This is a genomic window from Rhodothalassium salexigens DSM 2132 (genome assembly GCF_004341375.1).
In the GTDB taxonomy this organism is placed as follows: Bacteria; Pseudomonadota; Alphaproteobacteria; order Sphingomonadales; family Rhodothalassiaceae; genus Rhodothalassium; species Rhodothalassium salexigens.
Window position 1 is genome coordinate 325,731 of sequence record NZ_SLXO01000003.1, and the last position, 15,516, is coordinate 341,246.

A 15,516-nucleotide genomic window follows, 5' to 3' on the forward strand; every position below is an offset into this window, starting at 1 on the left:
CGGCGTCGCCGTCACCGCTTATACGCCTAATCCCGCCGGACCACAGCGTAAACCCCAACGAGCCTTAGAAGCGCGGTCGGGCCTCGTAAAGGTCGGGCAAATTGTTCTCGAACAGCACCGCGTCGCCGGCGTGTGCGTGGGTTTTGACCCAGTTTTCCGCGTCGCTTTGCCGCTCGAACCGGTGCAACGCCACGCCCGGGGCGGCGGCCAGCGGTTCGACGAAGCTCGGGATGCGTTGGGGGGTGACCACACAGGCCACGTCGACGCTGTCGGCCGCCAGCCGGCCCAATTCGGCGTGGGCGTCGTCGTGGCGCGCGCCCATCTCGACCATGCCCGGGGTCACCAGGATGCGCCGGCCGCCGGGGCCGGTGAGCACGCCCAGCGCTTCGAGCCCGGCGGCGAACCCGGCCGGGTTGGAGTTATAGGCGTCGTCGACGATGGTCGGGCCATCGGCGCGCTTGAACACCTCCAGCCGGTGGCGCACCTGGGGCAGGGTCGCCAGCGCCGCCTTGATGGTCGCCATGGGCAGGCCCAGCCGCCGCGCCGCCGCCACCGCGACCACCACATTGCCGGCCTGGTGACGGCCCCAGACCGGCACGGTGAGCGTGGTGGTCGCGCCGGTCTCGGCCTCGGTCACGTCGAGCGTCAGCCCCTCCGCCGTCACCGCCGTGCGGGTCAGGCGATAGGCCATCTGTTCCTCGGTGCCGGTCTGGATATAGGTCTCGGCCCCCTGCGCCAGGCGCGGGTCGAGCAGCCGAGCGGGGATCATGTCGCGGTTGAGGATGGTCACGCCGCCTTGCGCGGCGGCCGCCTCGGCGATCTCGAACTTGGCCTGGAACACCGCGTCCACCGACTTGAAGCGCTCATAGTGCGCCCAGCCCACGGCGGTCACCAGCGACAGCTTGGGCGGCGTCAGCCGGCACAGCCGGGCGATCGAGCCGGGGCCATAGGCGCCCATCTCGACGATGAAATACTGGTGCTCGGGGGTCAGCTGCTCGCGGATCACCCGGGTGATGCCCATCTCGGTGTTGACGCTGCCGGGCGTCGCCAGCGTCGGCGCGGCGGCCGACAGGATGTGCTGGAGGATCTGCTTGGTCGAGGTCTTGCCGTAGCTGCCGGTGATGGCGATCACCTGCGGGTCGAGCCGGGCCAGTTTGTCGACCGCCTCGGCCCGGTAGCGCGCCTTGATCCGGGTCTCGAACGGCTTGAGCACCCGGTCGGCAAACACCAACAGATAGGGCGCCACCTGCGCCAAGGCGAGCGTCGCCAAGGCTCCGGTGCCGCCGTCGATTGGCCCGCCGGCGGCCAGGCCCAGCACCCAGATGGCCAGCGCCAGCGCCAGCGCCAGCCAATAGAGCCGCCGGGCGCGCTCGGTCATCACCAGGGGTTTCTTGGACCGGTCGAGCAGGCGCTGGCTGGCCAGGGCGCCAAGCCCCAGGCCGCCGATCAACAAGGCCACGGCGGCGCCGCGCAGGCCCAGGTCGAAGGCCGGCTGATGGCCGACCATCAAGGTCAGCGCGACCGCGCCGACCGCGGCCAGGCTCGCCCAGTGGTCGCGCGCGCCGGCCGCCACCAGCCAGTGGCGGAAGCGGGGCGCGTCATATTCTTCCTGCTGGAAGAACATCAGATAGGCCTTCAGCCGGGCCAGCGCGAAAACCGCCGCCACGCCACTGACCAGACCGATGAGCAGGCCGTCGAGCAGGGAACCGTTCATGGGCAAATCTCGTCCAGGATGCGGGTGATGTGCCGGGCGCACTGATGGGCGCCGCGGCTGAGAATATCCAGATGGCCGAAGCCCGGCAGTACCTTGAGCCGGCCGTGGGGCAGGGCGGCGGCATAGGCCTCGCCGACCGCGGGCGGGGTTTCGGTGTCCTCGGCGCCATAGAGCAGCAGCACCGGGCAGTCGATGCCGGTGGCGGGTTCGGTGAGGTTTTCGTTGACCACCGCGACCAGCGTGGCGCGCAACGGCCCGGCCTGGGCATAGTCGGCGCTGCCGAAGCGCCGGCGCAGCCGCTCCTGCGTCGCCGGTCCGGCCAGCCGGCCCAGCTTGACCAGCCGTCCGATCGTCCAGGCGCGCAGCCGCCGGGGCCAGGGGCGCGGCGGCCGGATGCCGGCGCCGCCGATCAGCACCAGGGCGTCGCAGGCGGCGGCGTCGGCGGCGGCCAGGCGCACCGCCACCCGCGCGCCAAAGGAATGGCCGATCAACACCCGCGGCCCGGTCTTGGGCCCCAGATGGGCGGCGAGCGCGGCGGCATAGTCGGCGCTGCCGGCGCCGGGCGCCAGCATGGGCGTGGCGCCGAAGCCCGGCAGATCCAGCAGCCGGTTGGTGGCGCGGGTTTCAAAACCGCGCGCCAGCCCCACCAGGCTGTCATGGCTCAGGCCCCAGCCGTGCAGCCACACCATCTCCACCGGGCCCTGGCCCAGGGTGCGTTCGTAAAAGCGTGCCGGTGCGCGGTCGTCGGCCACGGCGGCTCAGCCCCGGTTGAACAGCGTGGCCCCGCCGGCGTCGGCCTGGGTGCTGCCGCCGCGCCCGGCGGACAGCGCCTGGCCTTCGCGTACCAGGGTCTCGGCCAGGTCGGTGAAGCCGAGCGCGGGCGTAGCCGCCTGCCACAGATAATAAGCGAACGAGCCGGGGATGGTGTTGAGCTCGTTGAGCCAGATCTCGCCGGTCTCGCCATTGCACAGAAAGTCGACGCGCACCGAACCGGCCAGGTCGAACAGCGCGAACGCGGCGGCGGCGTCGCGGCGGATCTGCGCGGCTTGGGCGTCGGTCAACTCGTCGGGGTCGAGCGCCCGGCCGGCCGCCGCCATGCCCTCGCCCGGGCCGTCGTCGAGCTTCGGCCCGCCGCCGCCGGCGCGATACTTGGCCGCGAAGTCGAGCGTCGGGCCGTCGTGCAGCGGCCGTTCGATGGCCGAGGTGACGGGCCCGGTTTCGGTCGCCCGCACCGCCACATTGTATTCCACCAGATTGGCCACCAGGGGCTCCACCAGGGCGGCGTCGTCAAGCCGGAACGCCTTGGACAGCGCGGCCATCAGCGCGTCCATGTCGGCGGCCGGGGCGACCCCGACGCTCGACCCCAGGCGGCGCGGCTTGACCAGCAGCGGGAACGCCCAGCCGGGCATCTGCTGGTCGAGCGCCGCCTTGACCGGCTCTTCGCTCAGGAAGGTGCCGCGCCCCGGCCGGGCGACCAGCGCGTGGGGCAGGGTGGCGATATCGGTGGCGCCGAGCGCGCGCTTGGTGAAGTGCTTGTCCATGGTGGCGGCGGCGCCGAGCGGCCGGCAGCCGGCGTAAGGCACGCGCAGGAATTCGAACAGGCCCTGGATGGTGCCGTCCTCGCCGTTCGAGCCGTGCAGCGCCGGCACCGCCACGTCGAAGCCGATGGTCTCCACCTTCGACCGGCCCATCAGCCCCTTGCGCGCCACCATCAGCCCCGGTCGGTCCCCGAGCGCGGTGCCCACCGGCAGGGTCACCGGTTCGATGCCCAGGGCCTCGGGCTCGCCGCTCAAGGGATAGCTCGACCGGCGGCGCAGCGCCTCGCCGCACCACCATTGGCCCTGCGGGTCGATATAGACGGCCAGGGGCTCGAACAACTCGGTGTCGAGGGCGTCGAGGAATTGCAACCCGGTCAGGATCGACACGTCGTGTTCGACGCTGCGGCCGCCGAAGAAGACGGCGACGGTGGTCTTGGGGGCGGGCGCTGTCGCCATGGACTTCACTCACTGGTTTCGAGAAAACAGGCGCCTTCGTCATAGCGAATTGACGCGGCGGAACAAAGGCCCGATGGCGGCGCCCGCATGACGGCGCCGGGGCGGGCCCGCGGCGCGCTTTCGCCGGCCCCGGCGATGGTCTATACCCGCGAGCCCGAGGGGCGCGCTTCGGGGCTGCCTGCCATCGCCGCTTTTCACCGCCGCTTTTCGACGAGATCGCCCATGCGTTCCTTTCTGTTCGCCCTGATCTATTTCCCGCTGACGGTCCTGTGGACCCTGTCGCTGTTTCCCCTGGTGCTGTTGCCGAGCGACAAGCCCCTGGTGCGCTGGGTGATCGCGTGGATGGATACGGTATTGTGGCTGGCGCGCACCATCGTCGGCATTCGTATCGAGTATCGCGGCTGGGAGCGGCTGCCCGACGACCGGGCCTATGTGTTCCTGGCCAAGCATATGAGCTATCTGGACGTGATCGCGGTGTTCCGGCGCCTGCCAACCCTGACCGCGCTGGCCAAGACGGAGCTGTTCTCGATCCCGGTGATCGGGCTGATCCTGAAAAAGCTGGAGGTGGTGCGCGTCGACCGGGGCTCGGGGCGTGCGCACGAGCAGATGCCCCGGGTGATCGACCGGGTGGTGGCGACCCGCCGGCCGCTCCTGGTCTATCCCGAAGGCACCCGCGCCCGCCCGGGCGAGCGGCGGCCGCTGCGCTCGGGCGCCTATCACCTGCAACTGGGCGGGCGCCTGCCGGTCTATCCGGTGGCGACCAATTCGGGTCTGCACTGGCCCAAGAAGGATCTGCGCAAGCGCCCCGGCACCGTGGTCGTCGCGGTGGGCGAGCCGATCCCGCCCGGTCTGCCCAAGGACGCCTTCATGGCCGAGGTGGAGGCGCGGGTGATCGAGGCGTCGGACCAACTGATGCGCGAGGTCGACGGCGTCGACCCGGCCGCCTTGCCGGGCGCCGACCCGCGCGAACGCTCGCTCGCCCGGCCCGGTCGCGGCGGGCGCTAGGCGCTGCGCCCTTGTCAGCGGCGCTGCCGGCGCTTAACTCAAGGTGCACCCCATTCGCCATGACGGAGCATCGCCCATGCCCGTATCGCTGCCCAACCGGCTGGATTTGAGCCCCATCGCCCGCCGGCTTCAGGACCATTACAGCGCCTTCGGACACATCCCCAATCTGACCCTCGCCGAAGCCGGGCGGTTTCTGACCGACTGCATGGCGTTGATGTTTCCCCATTTCGCCGACCACAAGCACCAGTCGGGCCCCGAACTCGAAGCCCGGCTGATGACCCTGGCCGGCCGGCTGCGCTTCATTTTGTGTGAGGTGCGACCGGAGAATTGCCCCCGGACCGACCAGATCGTCTCGGACTTCATCGAGGCGCTGCCCGACATTGCCGAGGAAATCCGCCTCGACGCCCAGGCGATCCTGGACAATGACCCGGCGGCGGCGTCGATCAACGAGGTGATCTTGGCCTATCCGGGCCTGCGCGCGGTCGCTGCCTATCGGGTGGCGCATCGCCTGGTGCGTCACGGCGTCGGTGAGTTTCCGCGCCTGGTGGCCGAATTCGCCCACAAGGAGACCGGCGTCGATATCAACCCGACCGCCGAGATCGGCCGCTCGCTGTTCCTTGACCACGGCACCGGCATCGTCATCGGCGGCACCGCGGTGATCGGCGACAATGTGAAGATCTATCAGGGCGTCACCCTCGGCGCCCTGCGGGTCCGGCGCAGCGAATGCGCCAAGAAGCGCCACCCGACCATCGAGGACAATGTGACCATCTATGCCAATGCCACCATCCTGGGCGGCGAAACGGTGGTCGGGCGCAACAGCGTCATCGGCGGCAATGTGTGGCTGACCAAGTCGCTGCCCGCCGACTCGGTGTTGATGTACAAGTCCGGCCTGCAAGGGTTCGCCGAACCCGACGCCGAGAGCGCCGACCATTACTCGATCTAAGGCGCGGACCGGGGCCGGCCGTGAAACGAGCCGCCCGCCCGCCCGAGCCATTCTTGAAGGGGAGAGCAACGATGCGCGCCAATACCTATCTTGAGGCCATCGGCAACACGCCGCATGTCCGCGTCAACCGCCTGTTCGGTGACGACCATGAGGTCTGGTTGAAGATGGAGCGCGACAATCCCGGCGGCTCGATCAAGGACCGCATCGCGCTCGCCATGGTCGAAGACGCCGAGGCGCGCGGCCTGCTCAAGCCCGGCGGCACGATCATCGAGCCGACCAGCGGCAATACCGGCATCGGCCTGGCCATGGTGTCGGCGGTCAAGGGCTATAAGCTGATCCTGGTGATGCCCGAATCCATGTCGGTGGAGCGCCGGCGGCTGATGCTCGCCTATGGCGCCAGCTTCGACCTGACGCCGCGCGAGAAGGGCATGTCGGGGGCGGTGGCCCGCGCCAAGGAGTTGCAGGAAGAGACGCCGGGCGCCTGGATGCCGCAGCAGTTCGAGAACCCGGCCAATGTGGCCGCGCACCGGGACCGCACCGCAAACGAGATCCTGGCTGACTTCCCCGAGGGCCTCGATTACATGATCACCGGGGTCGGCACCGGCGGCCATATCACCGGCTGCGCCCAGGGCTTGCGCGCGGTCTGGCCGGAGCTCAAGGTGTTTGGCGTCGAGCCCTCGGGTTCGGCGGTGATCGGCGGCGGCAGCCCCGGCCCGCACCCGATCCAGGGCATCGGCGCGGGCTTCATCCCCGGCAATCTGGAGGTCGACCTGCTCGACGGCGCGATCGCCGTGGACCCCGCCGACGCCATGGAGATGGCGCGCCGCGCGGCGGCCGAAGAAGGCATGTTGATGGGCGTGTCGTCGGGCGCCACGCTCGCCGCCATCGCCGCCAAGCTGCCCGATATCCCCAAGGGCGGGCGCATCCTGGGCTTTTGCTACGACACCGGCGAACGCTATCTGTCCATCGACGGTTTCCTGCCCGCCGAGTGATCCGGCACGCGCCGGCCCCCGAGCGATGTCGGGGCGGGCTCAGAACGACCTCGGGGCGACCTCGGGGCGAGGTCGCGGCGACCTTGGGGGCGGCGTCGGCCGGCGTCGCCCGGCTGTCTCGGCGGCGCAGGGCCGGGCGCGGCCTAGCCGCGCGCCAGGGCGTCGAGCGTGTCGAGCACGGTGTCCCAGTCGGCGTCGTCGGCGCGGGCGCGGGCCTCGTTCTGCGCCTCGATCCACAACGGGATTGCCTGGCGCAGCTTGTCGACCCCGGCGTCGGTCAGGTGCACCAGCTTGTGCCGGCCTTCGCCCATCTGGAAGGCCAGCAGCCCGCGCGCCTCAAGCGGTTTGAGGTTCCGCGACAGGGTCGACTTCTCCATCACCAGAAGGTCGGCCAGTCGCGACAGGGTCGCCGAGCCGTGATAGGCCAGTTCCAGCAGGATCACCAACTGGGTGGCGCGCAGGCCGCAGGGGTCCAATATCTCGTCATAGCGGCGGGTCACCGACCGGGTGGCGCGGCGGAGCGCAATGCACGCGCAATTCTCCCGCCCCAAACGGATGCGTTCCTTTTCGCCGGGAGAGAAGGCTTGGGACATGACCGGGCCTCGCGGTTGGTGGCAGGTGATATGATATCGCGTGTACTTGGGATGCAGATGCATTGACACTACGTAAGACTAGCAGGGCAGCGCCCGGGCCGGCAAGGTCGATGGACAGGCCATCGGCCCTGGTCTATGCCCGGTTGAGGCACGAAAGGAAGACCGCATGACCGATACCCCCGTGGCCGACCGCCGCAGCGACAGCGCCGATCTGACCGACCTGGTGGCCGAGGCGCTCGACCGGGTTCTCGCCGCCGGCGCCGACAGCGCCGATGTGATCGCCAGCGCCGACCGGGCGTTGAGCGCCCATGTGCGTCTGGGCTCGTTGGAGAGCGTCGAGCGGGCCGAGCAGCGGGAATTGGGCGTGCGGGCGTTCGTCGGCCAGCGCCAGGCGACGGTGGCGACCGCCAAGGTGGACGCCGAGACGCTGGCCACGGTGGCCGAGCGCGCGGTGGCCATGGCGCGCCAGGCACCCGAGGACGCCTATGCCGGCCTGTCGCCCGACGGCTGGACCCGCGACACCGACAGCAGCGGCCTCGACCTCTACGACGCCACCGACCCCGACGCCGACACCCTGGCCGACCGCTCGCGCGCGGCCGAAGACACCGCCCGCGGCTTCGACGGCATCACCAATGCCGAGGGTGCCGAGACCGTGGCCACCCATCGCCAGGTCGCCCTGGCCACCAGCGCCGGCTTCGCGGGCAGCTATTGGGGCAGCAGTTTCTCGCTCTATGTGTCGACGCTGGCGGGCGCGGACGACGCCATGGTGCGCGACTATGCGTTCACCCGCGCGCGCCACTGGGACGATCTGGACGCCGCCGAGGCGGTCGGCCGGCTCGCCGCCGAGCGCACCCTGGCGCGGCGCAACGCCCGCAAGGTGGGCTCGCAGAAGGTGCCGGTGGTGTTCGACGCCCGCGTCGCCCACTCGCTGTTGGGCCATCTGGCGCAGGCGATCAACGGCGCGTCGGTGGCGCGCGGCACCAGCTTCCTGGCCGACAAGAGGGGCGAGCGGGTGTTCGCCCCCGGCGTGCGCGTGGTCGACGACCCGCACCGGGTGCGCGGGCTCAAGTCGCGGCCGTTCGACGGCGAGGGTCTGGCGACCCGGCAGCGCGCGCTGATCGACGACGGCGTGCTCACCGGCTGGCTGTTGAACCTGTCGCACGCCCGGCAATTGGGGCTGGAGCCCACCGGCAACGCGTCGCGCGGCATCGGCGGGCCGCCGGGGGCGGGGGCCAGTAACCTTTACCTAACCCCTGGCGACCACACTCCGGCCGAGTTGATCGCCGACATCGCGTCGGGTCTCTATGTGACGGAGTTGATGGGCATGGGGGTGAACCCGGTCACCGGCGATTATTCGCGCGGCGCGGCGGGCTTCTGGATCGAGAACGGCCAGATCGCCTATCCGGTCCATGAAGTGACCATCGCCGGCAATCTCAAGGACATGTTCGCCAGCCTGACGCCGGCCAATGACCTGACCTTCCTGTGGGGTACCGACGCGCCGACGGTGCGCATCGACGCCATGGCCGTGGCGGGCACATGAGCACGCGGCCGGCGCCGACCGATCTGCCGCCGCTCGCGGACGAAACCCGCCTGATGGCCGAGGCGGTGCGCAAGGCCGGCCGGGTGGCGCTCGGCTATTTCCGGCATCGCCCGAAGATGTGGGAGAAGCGCCCGAACGATCCGGTCAGCGAGGCCGATCTGGCGGTCAACGAGTCGCTGCGCGAGACGCTCGGCCGGATGCGGCCCGATTATGGCTGGCTGTCGGAGGAAGACGCCGACGACACCGCCCGGCTCGGCGCCCGGCGCACCTGGGTGGTGGACCCCATCGACGGTACGCGCGCGTTTCTTCAGGGCCGGGACTGTTTCGTGGTCTCGGCGGCGCTGGTCGAAGACGGGCGCCCGGTGGCCGCAGCGATCTGCCGGCCCACCCATGACGACCTCTACAGCGCCTGGCGCGGTGGCGGGGCGTGGCTGAACGACCGCGCTATTCGCGTGTCGGACACCGACCGGCTGGACGACGCGCGCATCCTCGGCGACGAGGACTGGATGCACTCCAAGCGGTTGTGGCCGGTGCCGTGGCCGCGGCTGCGCTGCCGGGGCGACTGCAACGCCATCGCCCTGCGCATCTGCCTGGTGGCCGCCGGCGACTATGACGCCACCGTGTCGCTGCGGCCCAGCAACGATTGGGACGTGGCGGCGGCGGAATTGATTCTCGAAGAAGCCGGCGGCGTGTGCATCACCGGCATGAAGCACCCCCACGCCTATAACGGCCCGAAGCCCAAACCGCCGTTCGTGGTCGCCGCCGCGCCGGGGGTGAGCGACGCGGTCATGGCGCGGATGGTGCCGGCGCTCGAACGGCGCGCCGAGCGCAAGGCCAAGGGGCGCAACTGATCCGCAACGGCGGTCGCTGGGCCACTCACCGTGGCCGCCAGAGCGGCGCTTAGAAGTACAGCCGCAGCGCGGCGACGGCGCGTGCGCGCCCAAGCCGGCCGCGCGGGCCCTGGGCGCCGCTGGTATCCACATAGCGCAGGCTCAATTCGGCCGGGCCGCGGCTGGCGGCAAACCCGGCGAACCAGTCGCCGCGCCCGGTGCGGCCGCCGTCGTCGCCCTTGACCGCGCTATAGCCGCCGCCGGCCAGCACGGTCAGCCAGGGCAGCCTTGGCACCGGCACCTGCAGCTCGGCGAAGGGGTAGGCGACCAGCCCATCGGGGTCCGACCAGCGCCCGTCGGGCGCCAGCGACAGCCCGCCGCGCACATAAACGAGCCCGATATCGCGGGCGACGCTGACCCGGGTGTCCACATAGGCGCGGCTCGACCCCTCGCCGTGGAAGCTGTCGGCATAGACCGTGACGCTCAGGTCATAGGCACCGCCCAGTCGTCGCGCCCAGCCCGCATAGCCCGACACCTGCGCGTTGCGGCCGTCCAGGTCGCGCACATAGCCGCCCTGGACGCCCATGAACAACTCGCCCGCCCGGCCGGTAAGCGTCCGCGCGGCTTCCAGGGCGGCAACGCCGGTGGCGCCCCGGTCGGACAGCGACAGGCCGCGCTCGTCGCGGTCGCTCATCGCCGCCAGATCGCCGAGCACGGTCCAACGGTCCTGGGCTGCGGCCGGCGCGCCGGCCGCGACCAGGGTGGCGAAAAGGCTGACGCTCAGGGCGCGCGCGATGACGGTGGCGCCGGTCGACGCCGCGCGCCGGGGCCCGGTCGCCCGATCGGTCATGGGGCCGGTGCCATTTCGGCGGTCAGCCAGGCTTCGAGGTCGGCGGTGATCCGGTCCATGGCGCCGTCGAAGGCGTCGACGATGGCGCCGGCGCGTTTGTTGTCGGCGCTGCGCTCGGCGCTGAACACCCGGTCGGCCAGCAACACCACCGGGCCGTTGCGCAACAGGGTGGCGGTCAGGCGGATGTCGACCCGGGGGGTGTCATGCACCTCGGCATAGAAGCGCTCCACATCAATGCGCAGGCGATAGTCGGCCTGGATGTCGATGTCCTCGCGCCCGTCGATGCCCTTGATCGGGCCGGCCCGGCGCAGCGCGCTGACCAGATAGCGGCGCAGCAGGTCGGGGGTGCGGTCGGTCCAGCGGGCGCCGTCGATGAAGTTGATCCGGTTGTCGTCGGCGCGCACGGCGATGTCGCTGCCGGCCAATTCGCCGGGCACGCTGGGCGTTTCCACCAGCACCACCCGGGCGGGCGCGATGGCGCTCGGGCCGCGGTCCTGGCTCGGTGGGCTCAGGCGATAGAAATCGGGCGGCTGGCCCTGGCCGGGTAATTCAACCAGCGGATTGCAGCCGGCCAGCACCATCAGGCCCGCCAGCCCGGCCACGCCGGCCAGAGTGGAAAGACGCCATACGCGACAGGTCATCGGGTATCCTCGTTACCGGCCGTACCTTTGACCACCGGCTTGGGCCGGCCGAACAGCAGTTGCGACGGCTCGTCGGCCAGTTGGTCGGCGACCCGTTGCAACGACTGGGTCAGCCGGCGCAGATCGACCACCAGCCGCGACGCCTCGGGCAGGGTGTTGTTGGTGAAACTACGAACCGCGCCGCGATTCTCCGCGACCGCCCGATCCAGGTCGGCGAACAGGGCGCCGGCCTCGGCCAGCGCCGTTTGAGCCTCGGTCAAAGCGGCGGCCAATTCGGTATCGGTGGCGGCGCGTACGCTGTCGGACAGGGCGGTGATCGCCCGGGCGGTCTCCTCGAAGGCGGCCAGCGTCCGGTCGGTGCGCTCGAACAACTGGTCGATGCCCTCGCGCCGGCCGGCCAGCGTATCGTTCAGGGCGGCGGTCAGGCGGGCCATATCGTCCAGGGTGTCGGCGACCCGGCGCTGGTTCTCCGGTCCGGTCATCTTCTGGATGTTGCTCAAGGTCTGGATCGCCGAATTGAGCAGCGTCGGCGCGTCCTCGAACAATTCCTGCAACGGCGAGCGCTGTGACGGAATCACCGGGCGGGGCTGGCCGTCGCCGCGTTCGAGTGCGGGCGAATCGGCCGTGCCGCCGCGCAACTGAATGATCGCCACGCCCGTCAGCCCCTGGGCCTCCAGGCTTGCCTGGGTGTCCACATTGACCGGCACGGATTGCTCCACCCAAACCGTCACCCTCACCCGCGAGGGGTCGTCGGGCGCGATCGAGATGTCGCGCACCTGGCCCACGGGGATGCCGTTGAACTGCACGGTCGAGCCCACCGATAGCCCGGCCACCGAGCCTTCGAAGAAGATGTCGTAAGCCGTGCGCTTTTCGTTCAGATCGCCGCGCGACAACCAGATGATGAACACGAACAGGCCGATGATCACGACCAGCATGAAGATGCCGATAAGCAGGTGGTGGGCGCGTGTTTCCATCCCGGGTCGACCCTTTTCGGGCCAGTGTATGCGGCCCGCCTTACTCTAGCAGAACGTGTTTTTGCGGCGCAGCAGAGCGCGCCCGGATGGCTACTAAGGGATTGTGATGCCAGCCGCCCGGGCACGCGGCCCACGGAAATAGTCTCTGACCCAGGGATGGTCGAATTGCAAGAGCTCGGCCAGGGTCCCAACCGCCAATACCCGACGTTCGGCCAACACCGCGACCCGGTCGCAGACCGTGTGCAGGGTGTCCAGATCGTGGGTGACCAGAAACACGGTCAGCTCCAGCGCCCGCGACAGGTCGGCCAGCAATTGGTCGAAATTGGCCGCGCCGATGGGGTCGAGCCCGGCGGTCGGCTCGTCGAGCAGCAGGATCTCGGGGTCGAGCGCCAGCGCGCGGGCCAAGCCGGCGCGCTTGCGCATGCCGCCCGACAATTCGCTTGGATATTTCGGCCCGGCCTCGGGCGACAGGCCGACCATGGCGAGCTTGTAGCTGGCGATCTGATCGAGCAGGTCCTGCGACAGGTCGAAATATTCGCGCAACGGCACCTGGATGTTCTGCGCCACGGTCAACGACGAGAACAACGCCCCGTCCTGGAACAAGACGCCCCAGTTGCGCCGCGCGGTGTGTTCCTCATCGGCGTTGAGCGTCAGCCGGTCGCGCCCGAAGATCTCCACCGACCCGGCGGCGGGCTGTTGCAGGCCGATGATGGTGCGCAGCAGCACCGACTTGCCGCTGCCCGACGCGCCGACCACGCCAAGGATCTCGCCGCGATAGACGTCGAGGTCCAGATCCTCGTGGATCACCTGGGGGCCGAAGCGATTGGTGATACCGCGCAGGCGGATCGCCACCTCGGCGGCCTCGGCGCCGGCGGGCGCCGGTGGCGACGGCGGGTTGGGAGGCGTTTGGTCGTCCATCAACTCCACCCGATGGCTGAGAAGAACAAGGCGAACAGCGCGTCGAGCACGATCACCATGAAGATCGACTGGACCACGGCGGCGGTGGTGTTGCGCCCGACGCTGTCGGCGCTGCCGCCCACGGTCATGCCGTAGAAACAGCCCGAGGTGGCGATGATCACGGCGAAGAACGGCGCCTTGATCAGCCCCACCGCCAGGGTGCGCAGGCTGACCGCTTCGAGCAACTGGGTCATGAAGATCGCCGGCGTGATGCCGAGCGTCGCCCAGCCGAGGATCATGCCGCCCAACAGGCCCAAAAGATCGGCCAGGAAGGTCAGCAAGGGCAGCATGATGCCCAATGCCAGCATGCGCGGCAGCACCAGCACGTCGATGGGGTTGAGACCCAGGGTGCGCATGGCGTCCACTTCCTCGCGCAGCACCATGGAGCCGATCTGAGCGGTGAACGCGCTGCCCGAGCGGCCGGCCACCATGATCGCCGCCAGCATCGGCCCCAGTTCGCGCAGCACCGAGATGGCCAGCAGGTTGACCACCATCACCTCGGCGCCGAACTGGCGCAACTGGATGGCGCCCTGGTTGACCACCACCGCGCCGATCAGGAACACGATCAGCGCCACGATCGGCGTGGCGCGCAGGCCGACCATCTCCATCTGATGGACCAGGGCATTGATCCGCAGCCGCCGCGGGTGCAGCGGGACGCTGGCGAACCGGACCATCACCAGACCCAGAAAACTCAGAAACTGCCCGAAGGTGGTCAGCGCGTTGACCGTGCCGACGCCGATCTCCTCCAACAGGCGGACAAAGGCGTTGCCCTCGGGCGGCGCCACTTCGCAGGTGCGATCGTTGCGCTGCACCTGGTCGAGCAGCGCCCGGTAGCGCGGGCTCAAGCCGGTGGCGTCGACGCTCAGGCCGCTGGCGCTCAGCCGCTGGCCTGTGCGGTGCAGCAGCCAGGCCCCCACCGTGTCCATGGCGGTGACCGCCGACAGGTCGGCCTCGACCCGATCCTGGGTGCCGGGGCGCACGTCGGCGAGCAGCCGTTCGAGCGTGTTCGCGGTGTCCACCGTCCAGTCGCCGCCGACTTCGAGGCCGAGCGCGGCGGCGCCCATGTGCACCCGCACCCAGGGCGTCTGCTGACTGTTTGGGGCGGGGCTATCCATCGGCTCGCGGGCTCCTTCTTCGGTCTTGGGCCGGGTGTCGGCGGCGATGCTCAGGCGTTGAGGCCCGGGCGTTGAGGCCCAGGCGTTACGGCCCAGGCATGGAAGATCGGGCGTTGACGGCGCGGCTCAGCCGTTGCGTCCGACCTGTTCGGCCAGTTCCAGGCGCGCGATCTGGTAGCGGTGCACCTCGTCGGGGCCGTCGGCAAGGCGCAGGGTGCGCGCCTGGGCATAGGCGTAGGCGGTGCCGAAATCGTCCGAAACGCCGCCGCCGCCATGGGCCTGGATCGCCCAGTCGAGCACCTTGCACGCCATGGTCGGCGCGGCCACCTTGATCATGCCGATTTCCTTGCGCGCGGCCTTGTTGCCGACCGTGTCCATCTTATAAGCGGCGTTGAGCGTCAAGAAGCGCGCCTGGTCGATCAGGATGCGCGCCTCGGCGATGCGTTCCTGCCACACCCCTTGGGCGGCCACCGGCTTGCCGAAGGCGACCCGCTCCGACAGTCGCCGGCACATGCGCTCCAGGCCGCGTTCGGCCAGCCCGATCAGGCGCATGCAATGGTGGATGCGGCCCGGTCCCAGGCGCCCCTGGGCGATCTCGAAGCCGCGGCCTTCGCCCAGGATCATATGGTCGGCCGGCACCCGCACATTGTCGAAAATCACCTCGCCATGGCCGTGGGGTGCGTCGTCATAGCCGAACACCGGCAGCATGCGCCCGATGGTCACCCCCGGCGCGTCGGTGGGCACCAGGATCATCGACTGCTGGCGATAGACATCGTCATTGTCGGGGTCCGACTTGCCCATGAAGATCATCACCTTGCAGCGCGGATCGCCGGCGCCCGAGGTCCACCATTTGCGGCCGTTGATCACATAGGTGTCGCCGTCGCGGCGGATCGACGATTCGATGTTGCGCGCGTCGGACGACGCCACGTCGGGCTCGGTCATGGCGAAGGCCGAGCGGATTTCGCCGGCCAGCAGGGGCTTGAGCCAGCGCTGTTTCTGTCCGGCGCTGCCATAGCGCGCCAGAACCTCCATGTTGCCGGTATCGGGCGCCGAGCAGTTGAAGCATTCGCTGGCCCACAAGACCCGGCCCATCTCCTCGGCCAGGGGCGCATAGTCCAGATTGCTCAGCCCGGCGCCGTCCTCGCTGTCGGGCAGGAACAGGTTCCACAGTCCCTCGGCCTTGGCCCGTGCCTTGATCTCTTCGATGATCGACACCGGCGCCCAGCGCTCGCCGGTCGCCACCTCCGCCGCCACGTCGGCCTCGCGCGGGTAGACATGCTCGGCCATGAAGCCGCGCAGCCGGTCCAGATAGCGGTGCGCGCGGTCGGAGTAGTTGAAATCCATGACGTTTCTCCCCAATTGACGAGG

Annotated in this window: 15 protein-coding genes; 5 read left to right on the forward strand and 10 right to left on the reverse strand. The window is 69.9% G+C overall.

What is annotated here, in order from left to right; translation table 11 throughout:
* Positions 1-64: 64 nt before the first annotated feature.
* Genes EV659_RS06090 through EV659_RS06100 form a run of 3 tightly spaced genes read right to left on the reverse strand, consistent with a single transcriptional unit; the run spans position 65 to position 3,708 of the window.
* Entirely contained in the window at positions 65-1,714 is a 1,650-nt protein-coding gene (locus EV659_RS06090; RefSeq protein ID WP_132707953.1) for a Mur ligase family protein, read from the reverse strand.
* A complete protein-coding gene (locus EV659_RS06095) occupies positions 1,711-2,466 on the reverse strand; it encodes an alpha/beta fold hydrolase (protein ID WP_132707954.1) in 756 nt (251 codons plus the stop codon). Before EV659_RS06095 ends, EV659_RS06090 begins: the two co-directional genes overlap by 4 nt.
* Positions 2,467-2,472: 6 nt before the next feature.
* On the reverse strand, positions 2,473-3,708 hold the full coding sequence (locus EV659_RS06100) for a D-alanine--D-alanine ligase (protein ID WP_132707955.1): 1,236 nt from the start codon (positions 3,706-3,708) through the stop codon (positions 2,473-2,475).
* Between the two features lie 222 nt (positions 3,709-3,930).
* Here EV659_RS06100 and EV659_RS06105 point away from each other — a divergent pair, with 222 nt between their 5' ends.
* The 3 genes from EV659_RS06105 to cysK all read left to right on the forward strand — a co-directional run bounded on the left by EV659_RS06105 (position 3,931) and on the right by cysK (position 6,648).
* Positions 3,931-4,713, forward strand: coding sequence for a lysophospholipid acyltransferase family protein (locus EV659_RS06105; protein ID WP_165878754.1), 783 nt, complete (start codon positions 3,931-3,933; stop codon positions 4,711-4,713).
* 76 nt (positions 4,714-4,789) lie between these two features.
* Positions 4,790-5,656 (forward strand): serine O-acetyltransferase EpsC, encoded by an 867-nt coding sequence (epsC, locus tag EV659_RS06110; RefSeq protein ID WP_132707957.1) that lies wholly within the window; start codon positions 4,790-4,792, stop codon positions 5,654-5,656.
* Between the two features lie 71 nt (positions 5,657-5,727).
* A complete protein-coding gene (gene cysK, locus EV659_RS06115; protein ID WP_132707958.1) occupies positions 5,728-6,648 on the forward strand; it encodes a cysteine synthase A in 921 nt (306 codons plus the stop codon).
* A 143-nt stretch (positions 6,649-6,791) separates the two neighbouring features.
* Here the strand turns inward: cysK and EV659_RS06120 are convergent, their stop codons facing one another.
* Entirely contained in the window at positions 6,792-7,241 is a 450-nt protein-coding gene (locus EV659_RS06120; RefSeq protein WP_165878755.1) for a MarR family winged helix-turn-helix transcriptional regulator, read from the reverse strand.
* Positions 7,242-7,407: 166 nt separating this feature from the next.
* Between EV659_RS06120 and EV659_RS06125 the strand changes: the two genes are divergently transcribed.
* Both EV659_RS06125 and EV659_RS06130 read left to right on the forward strand, forming a co-directional pair.
* Positions 7,408-8,781, forward strand: coding sequence for a TldD/PmbA family protein (locus EV659_RS06125; RefSeq protein ID WP_132707960.1), 1,374 nt, complete (start codon positions 7,408-7,410; stop codon positions 8,779-8,781).
* On the forward strand, positions 8,778-9,632 hold the full coding sequence (locus EV659_RS06130; RefSeq protein ID WP_132707961.1) for a 3'(2'),5'-bisphosphate nucleotidase CysQ: 855 nt from the start codon (positions 8,778-8,780) through the stop codon (positions 9,630-9,632). Before EV659_RS06125 ends, EV659_RS06130 begins: the two co-directional genes overlap by 4 nt.
* A 49-nt stretch (positions 9,633-9,681) precedes the next feature.
* On the opposite strand, the gene EV659_RS06135 is transcribed toward EV659_RS06130, so the two are convergent.
* From EV659_RS06135 to EV659_RS06160, 6 genes are all read right to left on the reverse strand, one after another.
* Positions 9,682-10,461 (reverse strand): hypothetical protein, encoded by a 780-nt coding sequence (locus EV659_RS06135; protein ID WP_132707962.1) that lies wholly within the window; start codon positions 10,459-10,461, stop codon positions 9,682-9,684.
* On the reverse strand, positions 10,458-11,102 hold the full coding sequence (locus EV659_RS06140) for an ABC-type transport auxiliary lipoprotein family protein (protein ID WP_132707963.1): 645 nt from the start codon (positions 11,100-11,102) through the stop codon (positions 10,458-10,460). The genes EV659_RS06135 and EV659_RS06140 overlap by 4 nt, the downstream gene beginning before the upstream one ends.
* Positions 11,099-12,076, reverse strand: a complete 978-nt coding sequence (locus tag EV659_RS06145; RefSeq protein ID WP_132707964.1) for an MlaD family protein — start codon at positions 12,074-12,076, stop codon at positions 11,099-11,101. Before EV659_RS06145 ends, EV659_RS06140 begins: the two co-directional genes overlap by 4 nt.
* A 93-nt stretch (positions 12,077-12,169) precedes the next feature.
* Positions 12,170-12,994 (reverse strand): ABC transporter ATP-binding protein, encoded by an 825-nt coding sequence (locus tag EV659_RS06150; protein WP_132707965.1) that lies wholly within the window; start codon positions 12,992-12,994, stop codon positions 12,170-12,172.
* Complete coding sequence (locus EV659_RS06155; protein ID WP_200287877.1) at positions 12,994-14,148, reverse strand: ABC transporter permease; 1,155 nt, start codon at positions 14,146-14,148, stop codon at positions 12,994-12,996. The genes EV659_RS06150 and EV659_RS06155 overlap by 1 nt, the downstream gene beginning before the upstream one ends.
* A gap of 126 nt (positions 14,149-14,274) precedes the next feature.
* Positions 14,275-15,492 (reverse strand): acyl-CoA dehydrogenase family protein, encoded by a 1,218-nt coding sequence (locus EV659_RS06160; RefSeq protein ID WP_132707966.1) that lies wholly within the window; start codon positions 15,490-15,492, stop codon positions 14,275-14,277.
* Positions 15,493-15,516: the final 24 nt, after the last annotated feature.

Bases quoted from the DNA above. Each gene is read 5' to 3' on its own strand.
- EV659_RS06125 (WP_132707960.1), top strand. From the start codon at position 7,408: ATGACCGATACCCCCGTGGCCGACCGCCGCAGCGACAGCGCCGATCTG.
- EV659_RS06130 (WP_132707961.1), top strand. From the start codon at position 8,778: ATGAGCACGCGGCCGGCGCCGACCGATCTGCCGCCGCTCGCGGACGAA.
- EV659_RS06090 (WP_132707953.1), bottom strand. From the start codon at position 1,714: ATGAACGGTTCCCTGCTCGACGGCCTGCTCATCGGTCTGGTCAGTGGC.
- cysK (WP_132707958.1), top strand. From the start codon at position 5,728: ATGCGCGCCAATACCTATCTTGAGGCCATCGGCAACACGCCGCATGTC.
- EV659_RS06145 (WP_132707964.1), bottom strand. From the start codon at position 12,076: ATGGAAACACGCGCCCACCACCTGCTTATCGGCATCTTCATGCTGGTC.
- EV659_RS06105 (WP_165878754.1), top strand. From the start codon at position 3,931: ATGCGTTCCTTTCTGTTCGCCCTGATCTATTTCCCGCTGACGGTCCTG.
- EV659_RS06100 (WP_132707955.1), bottom strand. From the start codon at position 3,708: ATGGCGACAGCGCCCGCCCCCAAGACCACCGTCGCCGTCTTCTTCGGC.
- EV659_RS06120 (WP_165878755.1), bottom strand. From the start codon at position 7,241: ATGTCCCAAGCCTTCTCTCCCGGCGAAAAGGAACGCATCCGTTTGGGG.
- EV659_RS06140 (WP_132707963.1), bottom strand. From the start codon at position 11,102: ATGACCTGTCGCGTATGGCGTCTTTCCACTCTGGCCGGCGTGGCCGGG.
- EV659_RS06155 (WP_200287877.1), bottom strand. From the start codon at position 14,148: ATGGATAGCCCCGCCCCAAACAGTCAGCAGACGCCCTGGGTGCGGGTG.
- epsC (WP_132707957.1), top strand. From the start codon at position 4,790: ATGCCCGTATCGCTGCCCAACCGGCTGGATTTGAGCCCCATCGCCCGC.
- EV659_RS06135 (WP_132707962.1), bottom strand. From the start codon at position 10,461: ATGACCGATCGGGCGACCGGGCCCCGGCGCGCGGCGTCGACCGGCGCC.
- EV659_RS06150 (WP_132707965.1), bottom strand. From the start codon at position 12,994: ATGGACGACCAAACGCCTCCCAACCCGCCGTCGCCACCGGCGCCCGCC.
- EV659_RS06160 (WP_132707966.1), bottom strand. From the start codon at position 15,492: ATGGATTTCAACTACTCCGACCGCGCGCACCGCTATCTGGACCGGCTG.